At 68.7% G+C, this 17,693-nt stretch carries 17 protein-coding genes; 12 read left to right on the top strand and 5 right to left on the bottom strand.

Annotated elements, in window-relative coordinates; translation table 11 throughout:
* Nucleotides 1-6 precede the first annotated feature (6 nt).
* From ACWPOC_RS04330 to ACWPOC_RS04315, 4 genes are all read right to left on the bottom strand, one after another.
* The gene (locus ACWPOC_RS04330; protein WP_120281392.1) at nt 7-855 is read right to left on the bottom strand and encodes an MlaE family ABC transporter permease; all 849 of its coding nucleotides are present in this window, start codon (nt 853-855) and stop codon (nt 7-9) included.
* Nucleotides 856-871: 16 nt separating this feature from the next.
* Nucleotides 872-1,636: an MlaE family ABC transporter permease gene (locus ACWPOC_RS04325; protein WP_006551898.1), complete on the bottom strand. Its 765-nt coding sequence runs from the start codon at nt 1,634-1,636 to the stop codon at nt 872-874.
* A 469-nt stretch (nt 1,637-2,105) separates the two neighbouring features.
* Nucleotides 2,106-3,032 carry a 3-oxoacyl-ACP reductase gene (locus tag ACWPOC_RS04320; protein WP_120281391.1) on the bottom strand — a complete coding sequence of 309 codons (927 nt, stop codon included), beginning with the start codon at nt 3,030-3,032 and terminating at the stop codon, nt 2,106-2,108.
* A 133-nt stretch (nt 3,033-3,165) separates the two neighbouring features.
* Entirely contained in the window at nt 3,166-3,351 is a 186-nt protein-coding gene (locus ACWPOC_RS04315) for a ferredoxin (protein WP_016692405.1), read from the bottom strand.
* 132 nt (nt 3,352-3,483) lie between these two features.
* Here ACWPOC_RS04315 and ACWPOC_RS04310 point away from each other — a divergent pair, with 132 nt between their 5' ends.
* The 12 genes from ACWPOC_RS04310 (at nt 3,484) to ACWPOC_RS04255 (ending at nt 16,422) form a co-directional block, all read left to right on the top strand.
* Entirely contained in the window at nt 3,484-4,668 is a 1,185-nt protein-coding gene (locus tag ACWPOC_RS04310) for an acyl-CoA dehydrogenase family protein (protein ID WP_120281390.1), read from the top strand.
* A gap of 15 nt (nt 4,669-4,683) precedes the next feature.
* Nucleotides 4,684-5,799, top strand: a complete 1,116-nt coding sequence (locus tag ACWPOC_RS04305; protein ID WP_120281389.1) for an acyl-CoA dehydrogenase family protein — start codon at nt 4,684-4,686, stop codon at nt 5,797-5,799.
* A gap of 4 nt (nt 5,800-5,803) precedes the next feature.
* Nucleotides 5,804-7,438, top strand: a complete 1,635-nt coding sequence (locus ACWPOC_RS04300) for a long-chain-fatty-acid--CoA ligase (RefSeq protein WP_455408068.1) — start codon at nt 5,804-5,806, stop codon at nt 7,436-7,438.
* A 119-nt stretch (nt 7,439-7,557) separates the two neighbouring features.
* On the top strand, nt 7,558-8,322 hold the full coding sequence (locus ACWPOC_RS04295; protein ID WP_016692401.1) for an MlaE family ABC transporter permease: 765 nt from the start codon (nt 7,558-7,560) through the stop codon (nt 8,320-8,322).
* A gap of 2 nt (nt 8,323-8,324) precedes the next feature.
* Nucleotides 8,325-9,179, top strand: a complete 855-nt coding sequence (locus tag ACWPOC_RS04290; protein ID WP_455408241.1) for an MlaE family ABC transporter permease — start codon at nt 8,325-8,327, stop codon at nt 9,177-9,179.
* A 5-nt stretch (nt 9,180-9,184) separates the two neighbouring features.
* The gene (locus ACWPOC_RS04285; protein WP_455408067.1) at nt 9,185-10,342 is read left to right on the top strand and encodes an MCE family protein; all 1,158 of its coding nucleotides are present in this window, start codon (nt 9,185-9,187) and stop codon (nt 10,340-10,342) included.
* On the top strand, nt 10,339-11,355 hold the full coding sequence (locus ACWPOC_RS04280; protein ID WP_455408066.1) for an MCE family protein: 1,017 nt from the start codon (nt 10,339-10,341) through the stop codon (nt 11,353-11,355). Before ACWPOC_RS04285 ends, ACWPOC_RS04280 begins: the two co-directional genes overlap by 4 nt.
* A complete protein-coding gene (locus ACWPOC_RS04275; protein ID WP_455408065.1) occupies nt 11,352-12,371 on the top strand; it encodes an MCE family protein in 1,020 nt (339 codons plus the stop codon). Before ACWPOC_RS04280 ends, ACWPOC_RS04275 begins: the two co-directional genes overlap by 4 nt.
* Nucleotides 12,368-13,585, top strand: coding sequence for an MCE family protein (locus ACWPOC_RS04270; protein ID WP_455408064.1), 1,218 nt, complete (start codon nt 12,368-12,370; stop codon nt 13,583-13,585). Before ACWPOC_RS04275 ends, ACWPOC_RS04270 begins: the two co-directional genes overlap by 4 nt.
* Nucleotides 13,582-14,676: an MCE family protein gene (locus ACWPOC_RS04265; RefSeq protein WP_455408063.1), complete on the top strand. Its 1,095-nt coding sequence runs from the start codon at nt 13,582-13,584 to the stop codon at nt 14,674-14,676. Before ACWPOC_RS04270 ends, ACWPOC_RS04265 begins: the two co-directional genes overlap by 4 nt.
* The gene (locus tag ACWPOC_RS04260) at nt 14,673-15,884 is read left to right on the top strand and encodes an MCE family protein (RefSeq protein ID WP_455408062.1); all 1,212 of its coding nucleotides are present in this window, start codon (nt 14,673-14,675) and stop codon (nt 15,882-15,884) included. Before ACWPOC_RS04265 ends, ACWPOC_RS04260 begins: the two co-directional genes overlap by 4 nt.
* 16 nt (nt 15,885-15,900) lie before the next feature.
* Entirely contained in the window at nt 15,901-16,422 is a 522-nt protein-coding gene (locus tag ACWPOC_RS04255; protein WP_455408061.1) for a DUF3253 domain-containing protein, read from the top strand.
* 16 nt (nt 16,423-16,438) lie between these two features.
* Here ACWPOC_RS04255 and ACWPOC_RS04250 read toward each other — a convergent pair whose 3' ends face one another.
* On the bottom strand, nt 16,439-17,569 hold the full coding sequence (locus ACWPOC_RS04250; RefSeq protein WP_120281380.1) for a nitronate monooxygenase: 1,131 nt from the start codon (nt 17,567-17,569) through the stop codon (nt 16,439-16,441).
* Nucleotides 17,570-17,693: the final 124 nt, after the last annotated feature.

Raw genomic sequence — 17,693 nt, 5'->3', positions numbered from 1 at the left:
CGCGCCCTATCCCGACAGGTTGAAGTTGCCGGTCGCGCCGTAGACGGCGAGCGAGATGAGCAGGGTGACGGTGACGACCGCGACGAGCGAGGCCCGCACCGCGTTGCCGACCGCGACACCCACACCGACGGGGCCGCCACCTGCGTTGAAGCCGTAGTAGGTGTGGATGAGCATCACGGCGATCGCCATCACGATGGCCTGGACGAACGACCACAGGATGTCGGTGGGTATCAGGAAGGTCGTGAAGTAGTGGTCGTACACGCCGGCCGACTGACCGTAGAGCACCACCGTCGCGAAACGGCTCGCGACGAACGAGGCGATCACGGCGAGCGAGTACAGCGGGACGATCGCGATCATCCCTGCGAGCACGCGCGTGGACACCAGATACGGGATGGACGGGATCGCCATGGTCTCGAGCGCGTCGATCTCCTCGGAGACACGCATGGCTCCGAGCTGGGCGGTGGAGCCGGCGCCGATGGTGGCCGCCAGCCCGATACCGGCGATCGTCGGGGCCGCGATACGCACATTGATGAAGGCCGCGAAGAACCCGGTGAGCGCTTCGACGCCGATGTTGCCGAGGGAGCTGAAGCCCTGCACGGCGATGATGCCGCCGGTGAAGAGCGTCAGGAAGCCGACGATCACGACGGTGCCGCCGATGACGGCGAGTGCACCGGTGCCCATGCTGATCTCGGCGACCAGACGCACCGTCTCCTTGGGATAGTGCATCAGCGCCCGGGGGACCGTCGCGAGGGCGCGCCCGAAGAACAGCGCCTGCTCCCCCACCCGGTCCACCGTGGACGACGCACGTGTCACGCGCCGAACCGCACGGGGGAAGCGCCAGGACATCACTGCCATGTAATCTCCGCTCCCCTCATCCCGCGGTCAGCTTGATGCCGACGGCCGTGACGAGGAGGTTGACCACGAACAGCGCCATGAACGCGAACACGACCGTCTGGTTGACGGCGTCGCCGACACTCTTCGCTCCACCTTTGACATTGAGACCGAGATAGGACGCGACCAGTCCCGCGATCATGCCGAACAGCCCCGCCTTGACCTGGGAGATCATCAGTTCTCCGAAGCCGGTGAGCAGGGTGATGCCGTTGATGAACGCGCCGGGGTTGACGTCCTGGAGGAAGACCGAGAAGGCGAACCCGCCGAGGATGCCGATCGTGCACACGAGACCGTTGAGCAGCAGCGCGACGACGGTGGACGCGAGCACCCGGGGCACGACGAGACGCTGGATCGGATCGATGCCGAGCACACGCATCGCGTCGATCTCCTCGCGGATGGTGCGCGCCGCGAGATCGGCGCAGATCGCGGTGGCGCCGGCACCGGCGACGATGAGCACCGTGACCATGGGACCCACCTGCGTCACCGCGCCGAGGGCCGCGCCCGCTCCGCTGAGGTCGGCGGCGCCGATCTCCCGGAGCAGGATGTTGAGGGTGAAGCTCACCAGAACCGTGAACGGCACCGCGACGAGCACGGTGGGCACGAGCGAAACGCGTGCGACGAACCAGGCCTGGTCGATGAACTCGCGCCGTTGGAAGGGGCGACGGAAGGCCGCCCGGGCGGTCTCGCCGGTCATGGCGAACAGTCCGCCGACGGCCCGTAAGGGAACCTCGAGGAGGTCTACCATCGTGTGCCCCCTTCGATCCTCACGTCGTCGGCGCGCGGCCGATCGATGGCGTGTGCTGTGACCCGGGTCATAGTAACTAGAACGTGTTCACCTGTCAAAGATCCGTCGAGGGGCATCTCGATCCATTTCCGTCCGAACGGACACACGGGCGTCGACCGACGCGCATCGACACGCTCATAAGTGGTTTTACGCTGGGGTTTCGGTGAGATTTTCGACGCCGGGCCCGAGCTCGATCGCCTCGGCGCGAGAGGCCGTCACGGCCGATCGGGTCGTCGCAGCTGAAGAAAAAACTAGAACACGTACCAGGCGAAAATACGGGACCCGGCGAGAGCCGGAGGAACAGCCCGAGTGGGCGTGACGCTACCGGAATCCCCGGTGTCCGTCACCCGTAGTTGCAGGATCCCGGCCCGGGGACGAAGACACGGCATCCCCTGCTGACCCCGAACGGGAACAGCAGGGGTGGCCGGAACTACAGATCGAGAGCCGTCGAGGCCGAGAACGTCCGGCCCGGATCACGATCGGCGAAGTAACCGCCGAGCTCGTCGGCGAGCGCTGCGGGGGTCCACTGCCCGTCGGCGTCGAAACGCTGCTCGACGACCGGCGCGGCCATCAGGGCCACCATGGGTCCGTAGACGATGAAGACCTGCCCGTTGACGCGATCGGCGGCCGGGGAGGCGAGATAGGCGACCAGATTCGCCACATGGTCGGGCGAGAGCGGATCGATACCGTCGTCCGGTGCGTCGCCGAAGACCGCCTCGGTCATCGACGTGCGCGCGCGGGGGCAGATCACGTTCGCCCGGACCCCGTACCGCTCGAGACCTCGGGCGGCCGAAAGGGTGAGTGCGGTGATGCCGGCCTTGGCGGCGCCGTAGTTGGGCTGCCCGGGCGGCCCGAGCAGACCGGCCTCCGAGGACGTGTTGACCAGCCGCCCGTAGACCGGGCCACCCTCCTGCTTCGACCTGTCGCGCCAGTAGGCCGCCGCATTGCGGGAGAGCAGGAAGTGACCGCGCAGGTGCACGGCGACCACCGAATCCCATTCGTCGTCGGACATGTTGGGCAGCATCCGATCCCGCGTGATGCCCGCATTGTTGACGACGATGTCGAGACCACCGAACTTGCCCTGCGCCGCGGCGAGCATCGCATCGGCCGTCTCACGCTCGGCGACGCTGCCGGGCACGAACTCCGCTGCGGCACCGAGATCGCGGATCCGCGCGAGAGTGTCCTCCACCGCGTCGTTCTCCACGAGATCGTTGACCACCACCGATGCTCCGGCCCGCGCGAGCGCGAGCGCCTCGGCACGTCCGAGACCCGCTCCGGCTCCCGTGACGACGGCGACCCGCCCTTCGAGAGACACCCGATCGTCGTTCCCCACGCCACCGTTGGCGTCCGCACTCATCCACGTACTCCTCGAGATTCGGGCCGATTGCCGGCCGCACGCCGGTACTCTCCCCACCAGGACCCGGGGGCACCGAAAATGTAGAACTTGTTATTTTTCCTGGCAAGGGTCGGTGCCGGTCACCGTCCGACGCTCACGCCTCGGCGAGGGCCGCACGCGGGCACTGGGCGACGGCCTCGCGGACGGCGTCCTCACTACCCTCGGGTACGGGATGCGTGACGATCAGCTCGTCGTCGTCGTTGAGATCGAAGACGTCGGGCGCCAGCCCGACACACACGCCGTTCGCTTCACAGCGGTCGAAGTCGACCTTGACATCCATTCCGGGACCTCGCTTCACATTCGCGCCGACCGATCGGGTCCAGACTAGAACGCGTTCCAATTCTGTGCAATGATTCGCGATGATCCCACAGAGACGATTCGCGGGGACACGCAGCGACGAAACGGAGCGTTCGTGGACATCTCCTACACCCCCGGGCAACAAGCCCTCCGCGAGGAATTGCGGGCCTATTTCGCACAGATCATGACACCCGAGCGCCGCGAGGCGCTCGCGGCCACGACCGGGGAGTACGGCTCCGGCAACGTGTACCGCGAGGTCGTGCAGCAGATGGGCAAGGACGGTTGGCTCACGCTCGGGTGGCCCGAGGAGTACGGCGGTCAGAACCGTTCCGCGATGGACCAATTGATCTTCACCGACGAGGCGGCCATCGCCGGCGCGCCCGTCCCGTTCCTCACCATCGATTCGGTCGCGCCGACGATCATGCACTACGGCACGGACGAGCAGAAGGAGTTCTTCCTCCCCCGCATCTCCGCGGGAGAACTGCACTTCTCGATCGGCTATTCCGAACCCGGCGCCGGCACCGACCTCGCCTCCCTGCGCACCACCGCGGTGCGCGACGGCGACGAGTGGGTCATCAACGGGCAGAAGATGTGGACGAGCCTGATCGCCTACGCCGACTACGTCTGGCTCGCCGCGCGCACCAACCCGGATGTCAAGAAGCACAAGGGGATCAGCGTCTTCATCGTGCCGACCGACACTCCCGGCTTCTCGTACACCCCTGTGCACACCATGGCCGGCCCCGACACGAGCGCCACCTATTACCAGGACGTGCGCGTCCCGGCGTCCGCGCTCGTCGGCGAGGTCGACGGCGGCTGGGCGCTCATCACCAACCAGCTCAACCACGAGCGGGTCGCGCTCACCTCCGCCGGCCCCGTGCGCACCGCGCTGACCGAGGTCCGGCGCTGGGCGCAGGAGACGCATCTGCCCGACGGGCAGCGGGTGATCGACCAGGAATGGGTGCAGATCAACCTGGCACGCGTCCATGCCAAGGCCGAATACCTGCAGCTGATGAACTGGGACATCGCCTCGAGCGCCGGCACGACCCCGCTCGGCCCGGAGGCCGCCTCGGCCAACAAGGTGTTCGGAACCGAATTCGCGACCGAGGCCTACCGGTTGCTCATGGAGGTCCTCGGCCCCGCTGCGACGGTACGGCAGAGCTCGGCCGGCGCGTTGCTCCGCGGCCGGATCGAACGCATGCACCGCAGCTCCCTCATCCTCACCTTCGGGGGCGGCACCAACGAGGTACAGCGCGACATCATCGCGATGACCGCTCTCGGCCAGCCGCCCGCCAAGCGTTAGAAAAGGACGCGCACCGTGGACTTCACCCTTACCGAGGCCCAGCAGGATCTCGCAGAACTGACCCGCAGCATCGTCGCGGACATCGTCACCAACGAACACCTGCGCACACTCGACGCCTCCGAGGACCGCATCGACCGCACCCTGTGGGACACGCTCGCATCGTCGGGCGTGCTCGGCGCCGCTCTTCCCGAGTCGCTGGGCGGAGACGGGTACGGCCCACTCGAGCAGGCGAGCATCCTGCGCGAACTCGGCCGCGGCGTCGCCGCCGTCCCCTACATCGGCTCGATCGCCGCGTGCGCGTCGGCGATCGCGGAGTTCGGCACCGCCGAGCAGCAGGCCGAGTGGGGGCGTCCCGCGGCGACCGGTGAGCAGATCCTCTCCGCAGCCCTTGCCGAGGAACTGAATCCCGATCCCACGACCCCGGCGACCCGGGCGCAGGCCACGGGCGACGGGCACGTGCTCGACGGCGTGAAGATCGTCGTCGACGCGGCGCCGGTCGCCGACGGTTTCCTCGTCCCGGCCACCGTAAGCGACTCGGTGGCGGTCTTCCTCGTGCGACCCGACGATCCGGGTGTCTCGATCACCCGGCAGCAGACCACCGACTTCGACAGTCGCGGCATCGTCACCCTCGAGCAGGTCCCGCTCCCGGCCGACCGTGTTCTCGGCACCGACGGCGTCGCCGTGGCGACGTGGTTGCGCGACCGCAGCCTGCTCGGCTCCGCCGCCTACCAGTGCGGCGTCCTCGAACAGGCCCTCGAGCTCACCGCGCAGTACGCGCGCGAACGCGTCCAGTTCGATCGCCCGATCGGTAGTTTCCAGGCCGTCTCCCAGCGACTCGCCGACGCCTACATCGACGTCAAGGCGGTGCGACTGACGTTGTGGCAGGCCGCCTTCCGGATGGCCTCGGGTGAGCGTCACGACGACGCCCTGCGCACCGCGGCCTTCTGGGCGGCCGATGCGGGACACCGTGTCGCGCACACGACCGTGCACGTGCACGGCGGTGTCGGGCTCGACGAGGACCATCCGGTGCACCGCTACTTCCTCGCGGCCAAGCACCACGAGTTCCTGCTCGGCTCCGCCACCGACCAGTTGCGCGCGCTCGGACACGAACTCGCCGACGTCCCGGCCTGATCGCATGACCGCTCTCACCGTCACCGAACTGCTCGAACGACTCGCCGACGTCGACGATCGAGGCCTGCGTTTCGAGGAGACCGAACTGTCGTGGCGCGAACACGTCGCGCAGTCCCGGCGACGCGCCGCACTGTTACGCGACCTGCTCGACGGCCCGGCGCCGAAGCACATCGGGATCCTCATGGACAACGTCCCGGAGTTCTCGTTGCTGCTGGGCGCCGCGGCCTTCTCCGGTTCGGTGGTGGTGGGCCTGAACACGACCCGGCGCGGTGCGGCGCTCGCCCGCGACATCGCGCTCGCCGATTGCCGGGTCGTGTTCACCGAAGCCGCACATGCGTCCCTGCTCGACGGTGTGGATCTCGGCGACGTGCGGGTGATCGACGTCGACTCGTCCGAGTGGACGGCGATGCTCGCCCCGTTCGCCGACACGGTCGGGGAGACTGCCTCGCCCTCCCCCGACGACCTGTTCATGCTGATCTTCACGTCGGGCACGAGCGGCGACCCGAAGGCCGTACGGTGCACGCACCGCAAGTTCACCGATCCCGCGACGATGCTCGCCACGCGGTTCGGTCTCGGCCCCGACGACACCGTGTACGTGTCGATGCCCCTGTTCCATTCCAACGCGATGATCGCCGGCTGGTCGATCGGGCTCGCGGCGCGCGGCAGCATCGCTCTGCGCCGACGGTTCTCGGCGTCGGGTTTCCTTCCCGACGTCCGCCGCTACGGCGTGACCTTCGCGAACTACGTCGGCAAGCCGCTGTCGTATGTCGTGGCGACTCCCGAGCAGCCCGACGACCACGACAACCCGCTGCGCATCGTGTACGGCAACGAGGCGTCGGCCGCCGACGTCGCCGAGTTCACGCGGCGCTTCGGCGCACGGGTGGTCGACGGATTCGGCTCGACCGAGGGCGGCATCGCGATCGCGTCGGCACCCGACGCCCCGGCCGGCGCCCTCGGCCGGCTTCCCGAGGGCATCGAGATCCTCGATCCCGAGACGGGGCGACGCTGCCCTCCGGCGGTGTTCGACGCGAACGGCAGGATCACCAACGCCGACGCCGCGACGGGCGAGCTCGTCAACGTGCGCGGTGCCGGTCTGTTCGACGGCTACTACAACAACCCCGAGGCCGACGCCGAACGCCTCCGCGACGGGCGCTATCACAGCGGCGACCTCGCCTACCGGGACGAGAACGGCTTCGTCTACTTCGCCGGACGCAGCTCGGGTTGGCTCCGGGTGGACGGGGAGAATCTCGGTGCGGCACCCATCGAGCGCATCCTGATGCGGTACGAGGGTTTCGCTCAGGTTGCGGTGTACGGGGTGCCCGACCGCAACGTCGGCGACCGGGTGATGGCCGCGGTGATCCCTGCGGCGGGCTCCGACTTCGATCCGGTCGCGTTCGCGCGTTTCCTCGATGCGCAGACCGATCTCGGCCCCAAGCAGATGCCCGGTCTGATCCGTGTCTGCAGCGAGTTCCCCCGTACCGCGACCTTCAAGGTCCTGACCCGTTCCCTGGCCGCCGAACGCTGGTCCTGTAGCGATCCGGTGTGGCTTCGGGAACGTGGCGATTCCGAATTCCGGCTGTTGTCAGACGAACTGGTGCACCTTCTCGAACCCGCCTCCGTCGGCACTTCTGCGCGATAGCGTCGTCCCGAGACCCGGGATCGCTCCCTTGCCGCTCTACATACCCTGGGGTATGTTCGGCGCACCCGAGAGGTCGGGACGCGGTTTCGTCGATGCGACCGTGGAAGAAGCGAGGATTCATGGGATCGGTGCCACGCGCGACCGCACACGCACTCGGCGGTTTCTATGCGCTGTCCCTCGACGCGTTCACCGCCCTGTTCCGCTCCCGCTTCCAATGGCGCGAATTCCTCACCCAGTTCTGGTTCATCGCCCGGGTGTCGCTCGTGCCCACGATCCTGATGTCCGTCCCGTTCACCGTCCTCGTCGTGTTCACGCTCAATTCGCTGCTGCTCGAGATCGGTGCCGGCGACCTGAGCGGAGCGGGTGCCGGGCTCGGCGCCATCACGCAGATCGGCCCGCTCGTGACGGTGCTGGTGGTCGCCGGGGCCGGCGCCACCGCGATCGCCGCCGACCTCGGCTCCCGCACCATCCGCGACGAGATCGCCGCGCTCGAGGTGCTCGGCATCGACCCCGCCGCCCGGCTCGTGTTGCCGCGCGCACTGGCGTCGACCGCCGTCGCGGTCACGCTCAACGGGGCGGTGTGCGCGATCGGTCTGATCGGCGGGTTCTTCTTCTCGGTGACACTCCAGAACGTCGATCCCGGCGCCTACGCCGCGGGGGTCACACTGCTCGTCGGTCCCGGTGAGCTGCTGCTCTCGGAGATCAAGGCGGCGGTCTTCGGTCTGCTCGCCGGTCTGATCGCGTGCCATCGCGGGCTCTCGGTCAGCGGCGGCCCGAAGAGCGTCGGCGAGGCCGTCAACGAGACGGTGGTCTTCGCGTTCGTCGCGTTGTTCCTTGCCAACATGCTGCTCACCTCGATCGGTATCGCGGTGATGGGGCGATGAGTATCGCGGGGGCGGCCACCGGTCGGACTGCGCAGGTGGTGCGCCGCCTCGGCCACGGGATCTCACGCAGCATCGACACCCTGGGACGCCAGGTCGTCTTCCTCGTCGGCGCGTTGTTCTCGACGGTGCGGGCGGCCCGGCACTATCCGCGCGAGACCCTGCGTGTGGTCTCGGAGATCGGCCTCGGCACCGGCGTGCTCGCGATGGTGGGCGGCAGCGTCGCCATCATGGGTTTCCTCACCCTGTTCGCCGGCGCGACCGTCGCCGTGCAGGGTTTCACCTCACTCGGCAACATCGGTGTCGAAGCGCTCACCGGCTTCCTGTCCGCCTACGTCAACGTCCGGGTCGTCGCACCTGTGACGGCCGGTGTCGGTCTCGCCGCGACCATCGGTGCCGGGACCACCGCTCAACTCGGCGCGATGCGGATCAGCGAGGAGATCGACGCGCTCGAGGTCATGGCCATCAAGTCGGTGCCGTATCTCGTCGGCACACGCATCCTGGCGGGCTTGATCGCCGTCGTGCCCCTGTACTCGCTGTCGGTGCTGGCGTCGTTCCTGTCGAGCCGCATCGCGACCGTCGTGGTGCTCGGCCAGTCGCCCGGCGTCTACGACCACTATTTCGCGACCTTCCTGCGCCCGACCGACGTGCTGTGGTCGTTCGGGCAGGCGATCACCATGGCCGTGGTCGTCATGACCGTGCACAGCTACTACGGCTACACCGCCACGGGCGGACCATCCGGCGTCGGTGTCGCGACGGGTCGCGCGGTGCGGATGTCGCTCATCGCGGTGGTGACGGTGACCCTGCTGATCTCCCTGGTCCTCTACGGCAGCAGCCGCCAGCTGCATCTGGCGGGGTGAGGAGCGTGCCCGCCTGGTTGCCGAAGGTCGCTGCGACGTGCTTCGTCGTCGTCTCCGCGCTCGTTCTCGTGTTCGTCTACCACGGCTTCCGCGGCTCGTTCACGCCCGGCGTGAAGGTGACCGTCGAGAGCGGCCGCTCCGGTCTGATGCTCGAGGACGGCGCCATGGTCAAGGCGCACGGGGTGCACGTCGGCAGCGTCACGGCGGTGCAGCAGACGCCGTCCGGCGCGGTGATCGAACTGCGCCTGGATCCGGACGCCGCCGCCCGGCTGCCCGCCGACCCCGGCGCCGACATCCGCGCGACGACGGTCTTCGGCGCCAAGTACGTCACCCTCACCGACCCACCGTCGCCCGGCCCGATCGGACTGGCCGAGGGCACGGTGCTGCGCGCATCGAGCGTGACCGTGGAGACGAACACCGTCTTCGAATCGTTGTCCGACGTCCTGCACGCGGTCGATCCGGCGAAGCTGAACCGCACGCTCGGTGCGCTGTCGTCGGCGTTGCGCGGACAGGGCGAGTCGCTCGGCCGCGCGCTCGTCGACACCGACGCCGTCCTCACCCGGATCGAACCGCGCACCGAGACACTGCGACGCGATCTCGCCGCCGCCGAGGCGACCGCCGACATCTACGCCGGAGCCACCGACGGGATCGTGGCGTCGTTCGACAATCTCGCCGTCACCGGCACGACCCTCGTCGACCGCGCCGACGACCTCGACCGCGTCCTGCTCGCCGCGATCGGCATGGGTGACGCCGGTCGCCGTGTGGTCGAGCCGAACAGCGAGCAGATCGTCGACGTGCTCGATCTCCTGCGCCCCACGGCTTCTCTCCTCGAGGAGTACTCGCCGGTCCTCCCCTGCTTCCTGCAGGGCGCCGACCGTGCCCGGCAGCTCGCCGAACCGGCCTCGGGTGGCAACGGCTCGTCGATGATGCTGAAGTCGACCTTCCTGCTCGGCACCGACCCGTACGAATATCCGCGCAATCTTCCGGTCGTCGAGGCCACCGGCGGGCCACGCTGCGGTCCCCTGCCCATCGTGACGGTCGACGAGACCCCCGCCCCGTACGTCGTAGCGAACACCGGCGCCAATCCGTTCGAGGCCGGCAACACCTCACCGGTCTTCGTCCCCGACTCGCTGTTCGAACTGCTCACCGGAGGCGCCGGATGACACGCACCGCGATCGCCGCGGGCATCTACGCCCTCGTCATGGTTCTGATCCTGGCCGGACTGTTCGTCGTCTTCGGCCAGGTCCGGTTCGGTGAACACACGCGCTACCACGCGCTCTTCGACGACGTCTCCGGTCTCGAGGAGGGCCAGTTCGTCCGCGTCTCCGGGGTCGAGGTCGGCAGGGTCACCGCCGTGGAGTTCGCCGAGAACAACCGCATCGACGTGGCCTTCGAGGTCGACTCGTCGTACACCCCGACCCGCGCGAGCATCGCCACCGTGCGTTATCTCAACCTCGTCGGCGACCGGTACCTCGAATTGTCCGACGGCGCCGGCGATCCCACACCCATGGCAGCCGGCGAGACGATCGGCACCGACCGGACCCGGCCGGCGCTCGATCTGGACGTGCTCATCGGCAGCTTCACACCGTTGTTCCGCGCGCTCGAACCCGAACAGGTCAACCGGTTGTCGGCCGATCTCATCACCGTGCTGCAGGGCCAGGGCGGCACCGTCGAATCCGTCCTCGCCCAGGCGGCTTCGCTCACCTCGCACATCGCCGACCGCGACGTCCTCGTCGGGCAGGTGATCACGAACCTCGACTCGGTCCTCGCGAATCTCGCCGCGCACCGCGACACCTTCGACACCGCACTGGTGCGCGCCCACGAGGTGGCCGCGCGACTCGCACAGGACGCCACGCTGGTCGGCGACGCTGTGACCCACATCGACGCGATCGGCGGGTCGCTCACCGGTCTGCTCGCGCAGTCCCGCATCTCACTCGCCGGCACGATCCGCGAAACCGGGAGCCTTGCAGTGCAGGTCGACTCGCGCAGCGACACCGTCGAACAACTGACGACCGAACTCCCTGACGCCTACAAGGCCCTCACGCGCCTCGGCGCCTACGGCGGATTCTTCAACTACTACCTGTGCGGCATGCTCATCGAGATCAACGACCTGTCCGGCAACAAGGTCACCTCACCGCTGTTCGGCCAGACGACGGGCAGGTGCGCGCCGGCATGACCCAGTTCCGCGAGATGAACCCCGTGCGTGTCGGTGTCGTCGGCACGATCGTGCTCGTCGTGCTCGTACTCGGCGCCCTGAATATCCGCTCCCTGCCGTTCCTCGACGGCGGCACGACCTACCGGGCGAGATTCGTCGACGCCGGTGGCCTGAACACCGGCGACACCGTGCAGGTCGCGGGCAAGGATGCCGGCCAGGTGACCGACATCGACATCGACCACGACGCCGTGGCCGTCACGTTCACGGTCGACGGGGCGGTGATCCTCGGAACCGACACCACCGTCGAGATCGCCACCGCCACCGCGCTCGGGGCACGGAACCTGCGCGTGCGCCCCGCCGGTCCGGGACGACTCGAGGACGGCGCCACCATCGACCTCGACCGCACCGTCGCGCCCTACCAGTTGACCGACGCCCTCGGCGATCTCACCGACACCGCCGCAGCGATCGACACCGAGCAACTGCGCGAATCGATGGAAGTACTGTCCGACACCCTGCGCGAGACCCCCGACGACGTCGGTGCGGCGCTCGACGGTGTGCGGCGACTGTCCGAGACCGTCGCGTCGCGGGACGAATCCCTGCGGGCGCTGCTCGCGCACGCCGAACAGGTCACCACCGTCCTCGCCGAGCGCAGCGACGCGATCGACGCGTTGATCGTCGACGCCGACCGCATCCTCGGCGAACTGCACCGTCGCCGAGCCGCTCTCGACACCCTGTTCGCGAACGTCGATGCGCTGTCGATCCAGATCTCGAATCTCGTCGCCGACAACGAGGCCCAGCTCGAACCCACCCTGGGCAAGCTGAACGCCGTCCTCGGGATCCTCGAACGCAACCGCGACAACATCGCCCTGGCCATCGAGCGGCTGGGCCCGTACGCGACCGAACTCGGCGAGGCCGTCGCGTCCGGCCCGTTCTTCAACTCGTACATCCAGAACCTGTTGCCCATGCAGATCATCGAGCCGGCCCTGACCGCCGCGCTCGAGAACGCCGGTATCACCCCGACGGGAGGTACACCGTGACGCGACTGCGTCCCCTGATCTCGTGGGGTCTCCCGATCCTGCTTCTCGCCGTCGTCGCGGTGGTGTCGTTCACCGTCGCGCCGTGGCGGTCGGCCGACGAGTACGCGGCCGAATTCACCTCGAGCCGTGGCCTGTACGTCGGCGACGACGTGCGCATCATGGGTGTCGAGGTCGGACGCGTGACGAAGATCGAGCCGCGCGGCGATCGCGTGCTCGTCCGCTTCGACGTCGACTCCGAGCGCCGCATCCCCGTCGACGCGCAGGCCGCGATCGTCGCTCCCACCCTGGTCTCCGCCCGCTTCGTCCAGCTCACCCCACCGCACACGGGAGGACCCGAACTGCCGGTGGGAGCAACGATTCCCGTCGAACGCACCGCGGTGCCGGTCGAATGGGACGAGATCACCGAACAACTGACGCGGCTGACGACCGAACTCGGGCCCGACGACACCGACCCGCAGGGGGCGCTCGGCGAGGTCCTCGACGTCGCGGCCGCCAACGCCGAGGGGCACGGCCCCGCCCTGCGCGACAGCCTGCAGCAACTCGCGACGGCGATGCGCACGATCTCCGACGGCCGGCACGACCTGTTCGGCACCCTCGGCAACCTGCAGGTCTTCGTCGAGGCGCTGTCGATGAGCGGCGACCAGATCGTCTCCTTCCACGACCGACTCGCGTCCGTCACCGAGATCCTCGACGCGAACCGCGACGACATGGGTGCCGCGCTGGCGGGACTCGACGCCGTCCTCGTCGACGTCGAACGGTTCGTCCGCGACAACCGCGAGCGCGTCGACACGACCGTCGATCGCACTGCCGCACTGACCGAGACCCTGGCGGCGCAGCGCGACGGCATCGCGCAGGTACTGCACGTCGCGCCGACGGCGTTGTCGAACCTGCAGGGCATCTACCAGCCCGCGCACAACACGGTGGTCTCGGCGTTGTCGCTGACCAATTTCGCGAATCCCGCCCAGTTCGTGTGCTCGGCGCTCGCCGCGGCCGAGCAGGTCGACGCGCACACCGCGTCGGAGTTGTGCGTGCAGTATCTCGGCCCGATCCTGCCGCTGCTCGCGATGGACTACCCGCCCGTGCGTATCAACCCGACGCGCGGCGTGGGCGCGTTGCCCGACCAACTCGTCTACACCGAGCCCGAGTTGATGCCGGCACCCGGTGCGCCGTCGCCCACCTCGTTGGCCGACCTGCTCTCCCCGGGGGCGCCGTGAGAACACGAGTCCTGCGCACGATCGGTGTCCTGGCCTGCCTGGCGCTGACCACCGGGTGCGAGTGGCGCGGCCTGAACAGCCTGCCCCTTCCCGGCACGCACGGTCGTGGCGACGACGCGTTCGCCGTGACCATCGAGATGCCCGACGTCACGACCCTCGAACGCAATTCGCGGGTCCGCGTCGGCGACGTCACCGTCGGGCGGGTCGCCGACCTGCGGCTCGGCGACGGACATGCGCTCGTGACGGTGATGGTCGACGGCGGCACGGTGCTCCCCGGGAACACGGTCGCGAAGATCGGCCAGACGAGCCTGCTCGGGTCCGCCCACGTCGAACTCTCTCCCCCGTTCGCCGAACCAGCCCGTGGCCGGCTCGCGGACGGCGACGTCATCCCCCCCGAGCGGGCTGGTGCGTTCCCCACCACCGAGCAGACCCTGTCGTCGCTGTCGCTGGTGCTCAGCGGCGGCGGTCTCGCCCATGCCCAGGAGATCACCCGCGAACTCAACCGGGCGATGGACGGGCGGCAGGAGTCGGTGCGGGCCCTGCTCACCCGTCTCGACGCGGTGCTCGCCGGACTGGACGGTCAGAAGGAGCAGATCGTGAGCGCGATGGAATCGCTCGACGCACTCGCCGTCGAGGTCGCCGAACACAACGCCGAGATCGCCGCGGCGACGGACGATCTCGCACCCGCCATGGAGGTGCTGTCCACCCAGCGCGACGATCTGACCCGCGCCGCCGATGCGCTCGGGCAGTTCGGGCGCGTCGCGAACGAGGTCGTCGAGGCGAGCGGTGACGACGTCGTCGCGAACCTGCGTGATCTCGAACCGGTGCTGGCGTCGCTCGCGTCGGCGGGCGACTCGCTCACCGAGTCGCTGCGCTACCTGCTGACCTTCCCGTTCCCCATCGACACCTACCGCAACGCGGTACGCGGCGACTACGCGAACGGCACGGTCATCCTCGACCTCACCCTGCCGACCCTCGAGAACGCACTGCTGCTCGGCACGCCCTTCGAGAACGCACTCACCGGTGGCGGGCGACCCGTGCCGGATCTGGTGTCGCTGCTCGTCCCGCCCGTGTCGGAGCCGACCCGATGAGCCCTGCCGCGGTGCTGCGCCGCAAACTGGCGGTGTTCTTCTCGGTCGGGATCGCGGCGGTGCTGATCGTCGCTCTGTTCATCGTCGAGGTGCCCGCCCTGCTCGGGGTGGGGCGCTACGAGGTGCGTCTCGACCTCGCCGACGCCGGTGGTCTGTATCCCTCGGCGAACGTCACCTACCGCGGCATCGAGATCGGCCGGGTGACGTCGCTGACCATGACCACGAGCGGCGCCGAGGCGGTCCTGTCGCTCGACTCGGACGTCCCGGTGCCGGCCGAGTCGGCGGCGCAGATCCGCAGCATGTCGGCGATCGGCGAGCAGTACGTCGAGTTCCTGCCCGACGACGAGGACGGCCCGTACCTGACCGCGGGTTCGATCGTTCCGCGCGACCGCATCTCCGTGCCCGAACCGATCGGCAGTGCGCTCGATCAGCTCGACGCCACGCTGCAGTCCGTGGGTCCCGACCGCCTCGCCCTGCTGCTCGACGAGACCCACACGGCGGTGGCCGATTCCGGCGACGCGCTGCGGATCCTCGTCGAGGCCGGCGCGGCGGTGAGCGCCGAGGCCGCCGCGAGCGCGGACAGCACCGCGGCGCTGATCGATCAGGCCGGTCCGTTGCTCGACACGCAGGTCGCGTCGTCGGATGCGATCGCCCGATGGGCGTCCTCCCTGGCGGGCACCACCGCACAGCTGCGCGACTCCGACAGCGACGTGCGCACACTCCTCGGTGTGGCGGCCCCCGCGGCCGCGCAGGTGCAGGCGCTGTTCGAGGATGCCGAACCGACCCTGCCCCTGCTGCTCGCCAATCTCGTCACCGTCGAGCAGGTCGTCGCGGTGTACCGGCCGTCGCTCGAACAGATGCTGGTGTTGTTCCCGTCGATCATGGCGTCGACCCAGTCGGCAGGTCTGCCCAATGTCGACAACCCGTCCCAGAACACCTACTTCACCGCGACCTTCAACGACCCGCCGCCGTGCATCACCGGCTTCCTGCCGCCGGAACAGCGGCGCTCGCCCACCGAGTTCGACGTGCCCGACACCCCGCCCGATCTGTACTGCAAGCTGCCGGCGGACTCCCCCATCGCGGTGCGCGGGGCGCGGAACATGCCGTGCATCGAGTACCCGGGGCGCCGCGCCCCCACGGTACAGTTGTGCCGCGACGGTGGTTATTCGGCGACGAGTCTGGAAGGGCTTCTGTCGCCGCCGAACTGAGCGACGGGCGGGGCCGATGGACACCGACGGGTCATCCGGCGAGGCGGAACGCACGCCCGACGGCAGATACGTGGTGGTGAAGGGGCGGCGTTGGCGTGCCACCGATCCCGCGATTCCCGAACCTCTGCGGAAGCAGCTGGTGGCGGAGCTGATGCGGGCCCGTCGTCTCGTGAAGAGCAAGGGCGACGCCGCGCGGCATCGTGTCCAGGACGCCAAGGTCGCGCTCGGTGAACGCGGGCATCCGTGGTGGGAACCGCTCGACGACGACGCGGCCCGCGAACGGCTCGCGGCCACGATCTGTGCGCTGCTCCGCGAGCGGGATCCGTCGACCATCTGCCCGAGCGACGCCGCGCGGGTCGCGGGCGGTGAGGCGTGGCGCGACCTGATGGACACCGCCCGCTCGGTGGCCGCCGAACTCGAACACAGCGAACACGTCGTGATCACGCAGAAGGGTGAACCGGTGGACGTGGAGACGGCTCGAGGTCCGATCCGGATCGCACCCGGACCGAACCTCGAGCACCCTCGTCCCTCCCCGTGAGACGAATCCGAGCGGATCAGACGCTCGCGGCCTCGTTCAGCTTCTCCAGTGTGCCGGTCGCCTCGAGGTACTCCTGCACCCACCGTTCGATGACCGCGGAGGTCTTGTCGACCTTCGTGAACTGCCCGACGACCTGACCGACGGGATTGAACGCGACGTCGACCGACTCGTCGGGGTACTTGTGGGTGGCGGCGACGGCCATACCGGAGACCATGTACTGCAACGGCATTCCGAGGGGCTTCGGGTTGCCCTCCTGCTCCCACGCCTCGGTCCAGTCGTTACGGAGCATGCGGCAGGGCTTGCCGGTGAACGACCGGCTGCGGACGGTGTCGCGGCTGCTCGCCTTGATGTAGGCCTCCTGCTGCACCGGAGTGTTCTCGGCTTCCTCGACCATGAGCCACTGCGAACCCGTCCACGCCCCCTGGGCGCCGAGCGCAAGCGCGGCGGCGATCTGCTGGCCGCTGCCGATACCGCCGGCGGCCAGCACCGGGACCGGTGCGACCTCCTTGACGACCTGCGGCCACAGCACGATCGAGCCGACCTCACCGCAGTGCCCACCACCTTCGCCGCCCTGGGCGATGATGATGTCGACACCGGCGTCGGCGTGCTTGCGGGCCTGTTTCGGCGAACCGCACAGCGCCGCGACCTTGCGACCGGCCTTGTGGATGTGCTCGATCATGTCGGCCGGCGGGGTGCCGAGCGCGTTGGCGATGAGCGTGACCTTCGGATGCTGCAGTGCCACCTCCACCTGCGGGGTCGCGGTGGCCTCGGTCCAACCGAGAAGCTGCAACGCGTTATCGTCGCCTTCGGGCAGCGGGACGCCGTGGTCGGTGAGGATCTTACGGCCGAATTCGAGGGTCTCCTGCGGCACCATCGACTGCAGCATCTTCGTGAGTTCCTCGGCGGAGAGGTTCGCGTCCATACCTTCGTACTTGTTGGGGATGACGATGTCGACACCGTACGGGCGGTCGCCGATGTGCTCGTCGATCCAGTTCAGCTCGATTTCGAGCTCTTCCGGCGTGAACCCGACGGCGCCGAGGACGCCGAAGCCGCCGGCCTTGGCGACGGCGACGACAACGTCGCGGCAGTGGGTGAATGCGAAGATCGGGAACTCGATGCCGAGTTCGTCGCAGATGGGCGTGTGCATTCGGCACTCCTCGAGAGAAACGTAGAAGACTGTAACGTGTTCTACCTTAGTGCGAGATGGCCCTGTGCGGAAGGCACGCAACAACGGATGAAGGCTCGCAACATCGGCAGTGACTGCCGATGTT

The organism is Rhodococcus sp. 5G237, assembly GCF_053764735.1.
The sequence above is the reverse complement of the archived record's forward strand: the minus strand, read 5'-3'. Positions and strand labels throughout refer to the sequence as shown.